This window comes from Methanobrevibacter sp. V14 (genome assembly GCF_963082475.1).
In the GTDB taxonomy this organism is placed as follows: domain Archaea; phylum Methanobacteriota; class Methanobacteria; order Methanobacteriales; family Methanobacteriaceae; genus Methanocatella.
The window spans coordinates 201,754-214,202 of the sequence record NZ_CAUJAM010000008.1 but is presented as its reverse complement, the minus strand read 5'-3'; the positions used below and the strand labels follow the sequence as shown (position 1 = coordinate 214,202).

The window sequence follows — 12,449 nt, the reverse complement described above, 5'->3', positions numbered from 1 at the left end:
TTTTAATAAAAATTTAAAAAAATTAAAAAATTAAAAGATTAAAATTTTAATTTCATAAATCACCTAAGTAGTGGCTTGCAGGGAATGGTTCTGCAGATAAGCCTTTTCTTTGTCTGATTTCTTTTACGATTTGATTTTGCATTTCACGTGGAAGTGGTTCAAATCCTGCAATTTCAGTAGACCATAAACATCTGCCTTCAGCAGCGGATCTAATATCCCCAGCAAAACCAAACATTTCAGCTACAGGAACTTTAGATTCAATTCTTGCCATGTCTCCTTCCTGACCCATGTTAACAATTTGACCTCTTCTGTTTTGTATTTCGCGAGTACATGACCCCATGTAATCATTAGGAGTGTCAATGACTACTTTTTGCATTGGTTCAAGTAATGCAGGTTCAGCAAGCATCATGGAACCTAAGATAGCGTTTCTGATAGCAGGCAATACTTGAGCAGGTCCTCTGTGAATCGCATCTTCGTGAAGTTTTGCATCATGGAGTTTGAATTTTAATCCAATGGAAATTTCATTTCCTAATGGACCGTTTTCTAAAGTTGATTCGAATCCTTCAAGTAATAACTCTTTAACTTCATCTAAGTATTGAATACCACGAGTCATGTTAAGGAAAATACTTCTGTTGTGAACAGCCCAAACTCTTCTGGCTTCATCTTTTTCTAAACCATGTTCCATGAAGTCATTAGCTGATTCTTTACCTTTTACTCTACCATCTTTGATTTCGCCATTTTGGATTGCATCGTAAAGCTCAGGTTCAATAGGTTCAACAGTAATGTAGAATCTGTTATGTTTGTTAGGGGATTTACCTTCAACTTGTGGAGATAATTGTCTTACAGTTTCTCTGTATACAACAATCGGTTCTGATGTGGTGATATCTACACCTTTGTCATTGATTCTGTAACCGATAACCTCCAAGTGAAGTTCACCCATACCAGAGACTAAGTGTTCGCCAGTTTCTTCGTTAATATCAATTTTAACTGTAGGATCTTCTTTACCAGTTTGTCTTAATACTTCAATTAATTTTGGTAAGTCTTTGGTATTTTTAGCTTCTACAGCTACAGTAACTACAGGTTCTGAAATGTGTTCCAAACCTTCGAACTCTTTAATTTTGTCTTCAGGAGAACATAAAGTTTCACCAGCAATAGCTCCTTTTGCACCAGCGACATATACAATGTTACCTGCAGGAACCCTATCAGTATTAACCCTTTCAGGACCGAAGTAAACACCAACTTGTTGCACTCTAGATTTTCCGTGAGAACCGACAAGGTATACTTCTGTACCTTTTTCAATAGCTCCTCCGTATACCCTACCAGTAGCGATTTCACCAGCGTGTTTATCTACAGACACGTTGGTAACCATTACTGCTAAAGGTCCATCAGGAGAAGTATTTATCATACATTCGCCAGCAGGAGAGTCAATGTCTCCATCCCAAATGTTAGGCACTCTGTATTCTTGAGCTTCTTTAGGAGAAGGTAAGTGTTCCACTACCATACCCAATAATACATCAGATAATGGTACTTTTTGTGCTAGTTCTTTTTCATTATCGGCATTACAGTAATCAATAATATCCTTAAAGTTGATTCCTGTTTCTTGCATAGTTGGAACATTAATAGCCCAGTTGTGGTATGCGGAACCGAATGCTACACTACCATCAGTGAAATTTAATTTCCATTCCTCTTTTTTGTCTTCAGGAGCCATGTTTCTAATTAATTTATTAGCTTCCATGAAGATTTTTAAGAATCTGTTTTGTAACTCTTCAGGTTCTAATTTTAACTCGTTGATCAATCTGTCAACTTTGTTGATGAATAATACAGGTTTTACATTTTCTTTTAATGCTTGTCTGAATACAGTTTCAGTTTGAGGCATGATACCTTCTACAGCACAAACTACAACTACTGCACCATCTACAGCTCTCATTGCACGAGTTACATCCCCTCCAAAGTCAACGTGACCAGGAGTATCAATTAAGTTAATTAAATATTCTTTTTCTTTGTAATCGTGTACCATAGATACGTTAGCTGCATCAATAGTAATACCACGAGCTTGTTCTTGTTCATCAAAATCTAAGAATCTTTGGTCACCAGCTAGGTCTTCGGAAATCATTCCTGCACCTGCAAGAAGGTTATCTGATAAAGTGGTTTTACCGTGATCGATATGAGCACAGATACCAATATTTCTGATTTGTTCAGGTTCATACATTAATTCTTTGATTTTTGCAATCATTTTGTCTCTTCTACTCAAAATAACCACCTAAAATATGATATGATTAATGTGCTGCTTTAGCAACTCTTTCTTTCTCTTCAGCTTTTTGTAAAGCGAAGCTTCTTGAATCTCCTTCAGAAGCAAGAATTAATTCATCAGCTAAACATTCAGCAACAGATTTTCTGTTTTTGAATGAAGATTGTAAAGTACCTCTAGTCAAGAATCCTAATGAAAGGTCAACTCTTCTTTGCGGAGAAATATCTACAGCAACCTGATATCCAATACCTCCGTATTTAATACGAGTAGTTTCTTCACGAGGTGCAGTATTTTCAACTGCAGTAACTAAAACCTGAACAGGATTCTTTTTAGTTCTCTTATTAATAATTTCTAAAGCTTCTTTAACAGTATTGTAAGCTTTGTTTTTCTTACCAGAGTTGAGATGAGTTCTCATTACTTTATTCATTAATCTTTCAACAATAGATACTTTAGATTTTGCAAATTGCCTTTTTACATGTCTACCAGAAGTATGTGGAACTAAAGTTTCATCTAAGCAGATATATTTTACTAAACCTAAGTCCTCAACTTTTACTTCATCGAGATCCCATTTATTAAATAATTTACTCATAAACTTAACCACCTTATCTTACAGGTTTCTCTATTTTTCCACTTACCATTTCTGATAAAGCTACATTATTAACTTTGGAAACTTTCCAACGGACTCCAGGAATATCACCCATGGATCTTCCAGACGGCCCTCCAATTCCTTCAATCATTACTTCATCGTGTTCATCGATAAAACCAATAGCTCCGTCACCTGGTGCAAAAGCAGTCAATTGTTTACCGTTTTTGATTAACTGAACACGTACACATTTACGAATAGCAGAGTTAGGTTGTTTTGCTTCTATCCCCACTTTCTCAATTACAATTCCTCTTGCTTGAGGAGCTCCTTCTAAAGGATCTGCTTTAACATCTAATCTTAAAGCTTTCCTTTTATAATCTACATCTTTCCACTTAAAATTTTGTCTGTTCTTTTTAAGTTTTTTTGCAGCAAAAAGTCCTGGCATAATTTTTCCTCGAATTTTTTGTTAAAAATATATCTAAGAATCCACCGCTGCGATTTATACTATTATCCCCATAGTACAATCTAAATTCAAAGATATCAATCAGTGATAATAATTAATTAGATAAAATAATTTACCTAAAAGAAGATATCTTGAAATATGATTCAAAACATTGACAAAAAGCACACATAGTCATGTTATAAAAAGTACAGATATCTTATGATGGTTTATATTAATACACATTTATAAATGTATTCATTTTTAGCATGAAAATAAAATAAAAAAAAATTTTTAAAAAAAAACAAATGAAAAAAATAAAAATTAAAAAATAGCTCAAAGCTATTTTAAAATAATATTATCAATATTATATTGCCTATTCACTAATAATTTAGCTCTTTCAATATTGATTCCGTTCTTACCGATAGCGATACGTTTATTGACATTATCTGTCGTAACAATAGCTATTCTCTCACCAGATTGCTTTTGAGATATTTTAACAGATTGTAATTTTGCAGGAGATAAACAATTTTTAATAAATTGTATTGGATCATCATCTAACTCTACAATTTCAATACCTTTATCAACTGCTCTTTGAACTTTAGATACGGAACTTCCTTTTTTACCAATTGCAAGTCCCATGTCACCATTTTTAACTACAAATGTGACTTTTCCACGTTCATCATCGATAATGCAATCCTTTACCATTGCTCCAGTCATATTTTCAAAAAGAGCTATGAATCTGATTTCATTTGCACTAAATTTAATAGACACTTAAATCTACCTCAAATCGTCTAATATTGTAGAATCTCCTGGATCGTTTACGATTAATGTAGCAACTGTGAAAGGTTTACCACAAACAGAACCCAAATCCACACTGCTTCCATCATATACAACGGATGGAATTTCGGAAAGATTTGCATAATATTCAACATCTTCAATAATTTCTTTAGGAGCATTAGCAGCAACTACTACAAGTTGGCCTTTTCCTAATTTTAAAGATTGAATTGATTTTTCAGAGCCTAATGTTACATCTCCAGTGTCAACAGCAACCCTGATTCCTCTATCTACGTCCATCATCTAGCCTCCTATTCATTTTTATAATCCATTTTGACACCGACGGAACCGGTACCAAGAGGTATTGGTTGTCCAATAATAATATTTTCGATGATACCTGTTAAATCATCCACTTCACCACGAATACTTGCGTTAAGTAAATGTTTACCTGTTTCTTCAAAAGCTGCACGAGCTAAAACACTTGATTTTTCACCACTAATACCATGTCTTCCAATGGATTTGACATGACCCTCAGAAGTCATAATATCTGCAACTAACATGATATGTCTTACATCAACACTAAGACCTTGTTCAGAAAGGGTATTTTGAGCTTCATTAATAATTGATTGGCGAGCTGCTTCAATACCTAAAACTTCGCCGATTTCATGAATATTGTTAGTAGTGGTTCTAATATAGTCAATACCATCCATATCCAGAATTTCTTTAAGGTTTGAACCTTCGGTATGTATAATAAATTCTTTATCATCACGACGGATAATGACTTTACCTATATTCTTAATACCACTAATTTGTAAATCACGAACTTTATCTGCTAATAAACGAAGTTCACGAATTTCGAATTTGGAATCAGATTTGTCAGATTTTGAAGAAGGAATGACAACTTTATCACCATTGATATCGGCTTTTTTGAAATGTTTTTCAATTGCTCTATTAATCTCTTCTCGGTCAAGTCTTTTCTCTTCGATCTTTTTAGAATCTAATTTCGCTTCAACTTCCATAGTACCATAGTTTAAGTTGAAATCTAAAAGAATATCATTTATGGTACTTTTACCAATCTGATTGGCTAAAGTTTTGACAAATTCTTCATCGTTACGTTTTTCTTCATTAAAATAAATATTCATGGTTGGAGTAGCGATATCTTTTCTTGCATCAACAATTTCAATAAGTCTTGGAAGACCTAATGTTACGTTTAACTCAGTTACCCCTGCATAGTGAAAAGTACGCATAGTCATCTGAGTACCAGGTTCACCTACAGACTGTGCAGCTACTGTTCCAACAGCCTCGCCAGCTTCAACGTGAGCTCGGTCATAGGCTTGTTTAAGTTTCCTGATAAGTTCAGCTAATTCATCGTCAGTTAACTCACTTTTAATATAAGCTTTTGATAAATCTTCAATATAACTTTCTGGAAAATCAATACCTAAATTTTCATCATCATTAAGCTGAGTAATAGTTTCTATTACTTTAGTTTCAATATCATCCATAGTTACACCTATTTGCTTTCCATTCTTATTTCATCAATGAGTTTATTTAATTCAGCTGGTTTACCAAAGTCTGATTTTGCAGGATCCACCCCATCTTCCCCAAACATGGTTTGGATAACATTGCCCTGATTATCGGTAACAAGTCCAGATGGTTTTACTTTTAAATCTTGAAGCGCATTTACAAGTCTTCTTTGCATGTAACCAGATTGAGCAGTACGAATAGCTGTATCTACAAGACCTTCTCTTCCTCCCATTGCGTGGAAGAAGAACTCAATAGGGTCAAGTCCAGATTTATAACTTGAGTGTACAAATCCTTTCGCCTTTGCTCCTAACTCACCTTTTTTAAAGTGAGGTAATGTACGGTTTAAGTATCCTCTTTCAATACGTCCACCCCTAACCGCTTGTTGTCCTACACAAGCGGTAATTTGAGTAAGGTTCAACATGGATGCTCTTGCACCAGTACGTGCCATTACTACAGAGTGGTTTTCAATTGCCATTACATGTTCATATGGGTCATCATCAGATTGTTTACCCATAGTGAGGTAATTTTCAGCAATACTACCAGACATGTCCCTAGCTTCCCCTAGAACTTGCATAATTTTCATCTCTAAGGTTTCTTCTAAACTTCTGCCAGGTAAAGCTTGGAGATACCCTTCTTCGTAAGATTCTACAAGTTTATCTACTTCGGCCATCTTTTTATCCAAGTGCTCATTAATACGGTCTTTAGCCTCTTCAGGAATTTCTTCATCATTTAAGGAAGTTGTAATTCCTGTTTTCATGATTCCGCAGATAGCTAAATCGGTTGATCTATCTAAAAAGTCTTTTGCTCTTCCAGGACCATATTCTTTAACAATTTTATCTAAGATTTTACCTGAAAATGAACCATAAGCAGCTTCATCAATTACACCTTGTTTGAGAATACCATTTTTAATAACAACGGTTTCATCACTTTCAGGGTATACTGCAGGACATTTAGAAATTTCAGCACTGTAAGATAAATTTAAATCATTTGGTAATAATAATGAGAACAGTTCTTTACCTGTCCACATTGCACCTTTATCTTTGTAGATGTAAGATTCCTCAATATCCTGAGGGATTTCACTATCAGATTTTAAATCAAGCCCGGTTTTTAAAACCCATTGCCCACCTTTGAATTCAGGTAGTGCTAAGTGAGATTTTCTGATAATCTGTAAAGCTTGTTCTTCTGTGAATTCAACTCCATCACGAGTTAACAAGTATGCTCCACTAATGTGGTCGTGAATAGCACCGATAATTGGTCCTCCGAACCTTGGAGACAAAATGTGCTCTTGTACACGCATTAATGATTTAGCTTCCGCTCTTGATTCATCAGTCTGGAATACATGCATATTCATTTCGTCACCATCGAAATCCGCATTGTATGGAGGGCATACACATAAGTTTAATCTGAAAGTTTTATAAGGTAAAACCTTAACTTCATGTGCCATCATACTCATTCTGTGCAATGAAGGCTGACGATTGAATAAAACCATATCCCCATCTTTTAAATGTCTTTCTACGATGAAACCAGGTTCTAACTGTTCAAGAATTAATTCAATAGTTTCCTCATTACGTATTCTGATTTTTCTTCCATCTGTTCTGATTACATAATTTGCACCAGGGTGAACATTAGATCCGTTTTTAATGTATTTAATCATTTCATCCATGTTCCATTCATTTACATAAACCGGTACTGTTACTTCTTTTGCAATCATTTCTGGAACTCCGACCTCGTTAATACTGATATTTGGATCTGGAGAAATTACAGTACGTGCAGAAAAGTTCACACGTTTACCGGATAAGTTAGAACGGAAACGTCCTTCTTTACCTTTAAGTCTTTGAGTTAAAGTTTTTAAAGGTCTTCCAGATCTGTGTCTTGCAGGCGGAACACCACTAGCTTCATTATCAAAGTAAGTAGTAACGTGATATTGTAATAATTCCCATAAGTCTTCAACGATTAATTGTGGAGCTCCAGCTTCCATATTTTCAAGTAAACGTTGATTAATACGTAAAATATCTACTAATTTATGAGTTAAATCATCTTCAGATCTCTCACCGGTATCTAATGTAATTGAAGGCCTTACAGTTACTGGTGGAACAGGCAATACGGTTAAAACTAACCATTCAGGTCTTGCAACTTCAGGGTTTACACCTAAAACAAAAGAATCAGCATCAGTAATTCTTTCAAGTCTTTCACGGACTTCAGAAGCGGTTAATTTATAATCACCTTGACGAATAGTAACAGGTTTATCTAATACAATTGCTTCTTGAGGTGCGCCACAATGAGGACAACAATATTTAGGGTCAACTTCCTCATCTTCATCAGGCATTGTTTTTAATTCCCGTTTAGCTACTTTATAAACTTCTTTTAAGATACTACTCAAACTTTCACGATTATCCATTGCTTCCTGAATTTTTTCAGTGAAATATGCGATTTGTTCATCGTTTAAAAGAACACGGCCACATTCATTACAAGTTGAACGTAAAATTTTGTGAATAATATCACCAAAACCAATGTGAATAACTGGTCTTGCAAGTTCAATACTGCCGAAATGTCCTTGACAATCCCCACCTCTAAATCCACAAGTTCTACAAACTAAACTTGGATCAATAACACCTAAACGAGGATCCATTAAACCTTTTTCAATAGGAAAACCATCATCCTCATAAGTATCAGGAGTTTCAACAGTCACAACAGACATGGCACGAATATCCTCAGGAGACATTAGCCCAAAGTTGATTTGCTCAATTTTTTTTATAAATCCTTTCAATGTATTGGCTCCTTTAATAATTTATATTATGCTTTGTCTCCTAAAACTAATTTAGGGAAAATACATAAACTCTTAAGTTCGTCTAATAATAATTTAAATGCGTATGAAATTTCAACAGGATAAGTTTCTACATCCCCACAAATAGGGCAGTATTTTTTATTTTTATTTTTATCGAATACAGCTAACATGCCACAGTTTTCACAAACTATGGCCTCATATTTGTCAGATTCATCAAGAAGTCTTTCTTTTAAGGTTAAAGCCGCACCATGTGCAATAAGACAATCTCTTTCCATTTCTCCAAATCTTAAACCACCTTCACGTGCTCTACCTTCAGTAGGTTGACGTGTAAGTACTTGCACTGGACCTCTTGAACGAGCATAAACTTTATCAGTAGTCATATGATGTAATTTCTGGTAATATGCAACACCAACGAAAATTTCAGCATCTAATCTTTCGCCAGTTACTCCACTGTATAAGGATTCGCATCCTGCTGATTCAAATCCGTTATCAATAAGTTGTTTTTTGATTTCATCTTCAAGTGCCTGGTTAAATGGGGTTGCATCTACACGTTCTCCTTCAAGACAGCCTGCTTTACCTGCAACCATTTCCAATACTTGACCGATAGACATCCTAGACGGAATCGCGTGAGGGTTGACTATCAAATCAGGCACAACACCAAATTCTGTAAATGGTACGTCTTCAGGAGACAATATTAAACCAATAACCCCTTTCTGACCGTGTCTGGATGCAAATTTATCACCGAATTCAGGTTGTCTGGTATCTCTTACTCTGATTTTAGCTAATCTTGAACCTTCGACAGTTTCAGATAAAAGTACTGCATCGACAATGCCTTTTTCTCCATGCCTTACAGTTACTGAAGTTTCCCTTCTCCTATCTGCAACAGTACCAAAGTCTTCTTCTAAGAATCTTGGCGGTGAAGTCTTTCCGATTAAAACATCCCCAGATTCAACATATGATTCTGGATTTACAACACCATCTTCATCTAAGTTTCTATAGGATTCTTCAGACCTGTACCCTTTAATATTTTTATCAGGCACTTCGAATTTGTCTACTTGACCCCCAGCATACCTTTTCTCTGAAGTATCATATGCCCTAAAGAATGAAGATCTTGCAAGTCCTCTTTCAAGAGAACCTTTGTTAATAACCATTGCATCTTCCATGTTATATCCTTCATAAGACATTAATGCTACAACAAAGTTTTGACCAGATGGCCTTAAATCATAATTAGTTGAATCTATAATACGTGTTTTAACAATTGGAGTTTGAGGATGATGTAATAAGTGGGCTCTAGTATCAGTACGTAATGCATAGTTAGAAACATATAATCCTAAAGCTTGTTTTGTCATACCTGCTTCCATTGTATTCCTTGGAGAAGAGTTGTGATCTGAGAATGGAATAATTCCTGCACAAATACCAAGCATAGTGGCCGGGTCGATTTCCAAGTGAGTATGGTCTTCATTTAATTCTGCTAAATTCATTGAAATATATGAATTTTCTTCTTCTTCAGCATCTAAATACTCAATAAGACCATTTTCAATTAAATTATCCCATTTAAGTTTGCCATTTGCGATTTTGTTCAAATGATCATCAGTTAACAATGGAATTCCATCTTTAACGATGATTAACGGTCTTCTTGCTCTGCCAGGGTCATTGAATATGTAAATCTCATTGTTATCCTCATAGTAAGTAATATTCATTTCATATGAGATTTCCCCATTTCTTCTTTTTTCTCTCATTTCCTTAGTGAAGTTTACTGGATCTTTACAATAACCTAAAAGTTCACCGTTAATGTAAATTTTAGTTTGACCCCGCCTAGGTTGATGAAGTTTATTCTGTCTCGGAGGAAGAGCGATTTCTTTTCTATCCTCAACATCTTCAACAATGATTTCTTCTTCATCACCAGCAGGTGCAATAGCATCAACTAGATCCTCATCTTCCACAACAGAGTCTGTAGTGTTGGTGAGTTCTTCTTCTACAGGTTTAATATCTGTTGATTCACTAGAAATTTCATCAGCTGAAAATTCAAAACCCTTGAAATCCTTTTTATAAGATTGCCATTTTTGTCTACGTTTATCTTTATTAAATTGTTCAAAAATTGAATCGTCGTTTTTCATTTCATCAGAATCAAAATACAATTCAATATTTTCAGCATGTTCATTAACTCTTTCTACAAATTTATCATTGCTAGCAGCAACTTCTTTTAATTCTTCAATTCTGCCAATAATTTCATTGTAAGAAACTATAGCATCAAATCCAAAGTAATAGAATGCTTTTCTTTCATCAGTAGTAGGTTTTTTAATTCTAGACAACATCACACCTCCTTGATCAATTCAACATCCATTGCTTCAATCACGTCAATAATCTCTTGTTCATCTGAACCTTCAGAGATATTACACAATAAAGCCAAGTTCTTTACCAAACCACAGTTAGGTCCTTCTGGGGTTTCGTTTGGACATATTTTTCCAAATTGAGTTGGGTGCAAATCTCTTGCTTCAAAGTGAGGTTGACTTCTTGTTAACGGAGATACAACACGTCTTAAATGAGAAAGGGTTCCCATATAACTGGTTCTGTCTAATAATTGACTTACACCAGCTCTTCCACCAACCCAATTTCCGGTAGCAATAGCATGTTTAATATTTTCAGTTAAAACATCACTTCTAACAGCTTGTTTAATTGAAAGCTCTTTACCACGAGAAAGACTTCTTTCAAGTTGATAACTCATATCCCTAGTTAAGTTTGTAAATGCAACTCTGAATAAATCTTCCATTAAATCTCCAGAAACTCTGAGTCTTTTATTTGTATAGTGGTCCTTATCATGGGGCTCTCTTTTTTGTTCAATGACTTCTAATAACATTTCAGTCATTTCAGCTAAGTATATAGCCTTATCATAACATCTTTCCTCTTCAGTACCCATGTGAGGCAATAAATAACGATTTACAACATCACGAGCACGTTTTAAACGATAATCCTTAGGCATATTTTTTGCTACTCTATTACCAATATATTTAATGGCGGCAAGCTGCAAATAATCCCTTCTTTCATCAAAAGACATGCCATCCATTTCATTTTGATCTAATTTTAATGATTCAGAAGATACTTGTAAATCGTCTGCAATCATCATTTGGAAGTTATTATCATCTGAAATCGCTGTAATAATCTCTTCATCAGTGGCTAATCCAAGAGCCCTTAATAAAATAACTAATGGAATTTCACCTGGAAGGTAAGGGAATGAAATTCTTAAAAATACTCCATTTTTACGTGGTTTTTTATATTCAAGAGTGATTCTTGCTCTGAAACCACTTTTAATAGAAGTAACAACAGCTTTTGCATGTCTGTCTTCAGGTTCATCAAAACGCTCAAGAATAATTTTATTTGGAGCGATTTCTTCCATTGTAACAACAGCTCTTTCAGAACCATTTACAATAAAGTATCCTCCTAAATCTTGAGGGTCTTCATGTTTCTCAATTAATTCTTCACGACCAAGTCCATTGAGATGGCAAATGTCAGATTTAAGCATGACCGGTAATTCACCAATGTATACTTCTTCAAGTTCATTATCTTCTCCTTCTCCATTTAAAGCCATTTCAAGGTACATGTCTGCAGAATAGTTTAAATTTCTAAGTCTCGCTTCAGTTGGATCGATTTCACTATAAGAACCGTCCGCCTCTTTATTTGATGGTTTTTCAATACGTACTTTACCAGTTTTTAAAGTGTATTTACCATCATCTAAAGTGATAGGTTCGGTAATATCAATGATATTTTGAATTCTATTATTCACAAAATCATTGTATGACTTAATATGATGATCCACTAAATCATATTTGTCAAAAAATGCATCAACTAATTTCCAATTATTCTCTGTCATGGATATCCTCCAGCAATTACGTACGCAATAAAAATAATTAACTAAATAAAAATAAAATTCAATTAGGATTAAACCTAAGTTTAACTAATTCATTTAATCATTATTCTTAATTTACTCATAACTATCTCCCATTAAGATAATTCCTCTCAAACTAAGTTCAAATTTATTATAATGAATTTCTAAAAAACAAAAAAATACAGAAATTATACTATATTAAATTTCACA

Annotated in this window: 9 protein-coding genes; all 9 read right to left on the bottom strand. The window is 34.5% G+C overall.

Annotated features, from left to right (window positions below; all coding sequences use genetic code 11):
• Positions 1-52 precede the first annotated feature (52 nt).
• Entirely contained in the window at positions 53-2,251 is a 2,199-nt protein-coding gene (locus Q9968_RS06950) for an elongation factor EF-2 (RefSeq protein ID WP_305514812.1), read from the bottom strand.
• A gap of 25 nt (positions 2,252-2,276) precedes the next feature.
• Complete coding sequence (locus Q9968_RS06945) at positions 2,277-2,837, bottom strand: 30S ribosomal protein S7 (protein ID WP_305514810.1); 561 nt, start codon at positions 2,835-2,837, stop codon at positions 2,277-2,279.
• A 13-nt stretch (positions 2,838-2,850) separates the two neighbouring features.
• Positions 2,851-3,276, bottom strand: coding sequence for a 30S ribosomal protein S12 (locus Q9968_RS06940; protein ID WP_004033029.1), 426 nt, complete (start codon positions 3,274-3,276; stop codon positions 2,851-2,853).
• A 336-nt stretch (positions 3,277-3,612) separates the two neighbouring features.
• On the bottom strand, positions 3,613-4,044 hold the full coding sequence (locus Q9968_RS06935; RefSeq protein ID WP_305514803.1) for a NusA-like transcription termination signal-binding factor: 432 nt from the start codon (positions 4,042-4,044) through the stop codon (positions 3,613-3,615).
• 6 nt (positions 4,045-4,050) lie between these two features.
• Positions 4,051-4,350, bottom strand: a complete 300-nt coding sequence (locus Q9968_RS06930; protein ID WP_305514801.1) for a 50S ribosomal protein L30e — start codon at positions 4,348-4,350, stop codon at positions 4,051-4,053.
• 8 nt (positions 4,351-4,358) lie between these two features.
• The gene (gene rpoA2, locus Q9968_RS06925) at positions 4,359-5,549 is read right to left on the bottom strand and encodes a DNA-directed RNA polymerase subunit A'' (RefSeq protein WP_305514800.1); all 1,191 of its coding nucleotides are present in this window, start codon (positions 5,547-5,549) and stop codon (positions 4,359-4,361) included.
• Between the two features lie 8 nt (positions 5,550-5,557).
• Positions 5,558-8,338, bottom strand: coding sequence for a DNA-directed RNA polymerase subunit A' (locus Q9968_RS06920; RefSeq protein ID WP_305514798.1), 2,781 nt, complete (start codon positions 8,336-8,338; stop codon positions 5,558-5,560).
• Positions 8,339-8,364: 26 nt separating this feature from the next.
• Positions 8,365-10,671, bottom strand: coding sequence for a DNA-directed RNA polymerase subunit B (gene rpoB / locus Q9968_RS06915; RefSeq protein WP_342765949.1), 2,307 nt, complete (start codon positions 10,669-10,671; stop codon positions 8,365-8,367).
• The gene (locus tag Q9968_RS06910) at positions 10,671-12,224 is read right to left on the bottom strand and encodes a DNA-directed RNA polymerase subunit B'' (RefSeq protein ID WP_305514795.1); all 1,554 of its coding nucleotides are present in this window, start codon (positions 12,222-12,224) and stop codon (positions 10,671-10,673) included. Before Q9968_RS06910 ends, rpoB begins: the two co-directional genes overlap by 1 nt.
• Between the last annotated feature and the right edge of the window lie 225 nt (positions 12,225-12,449).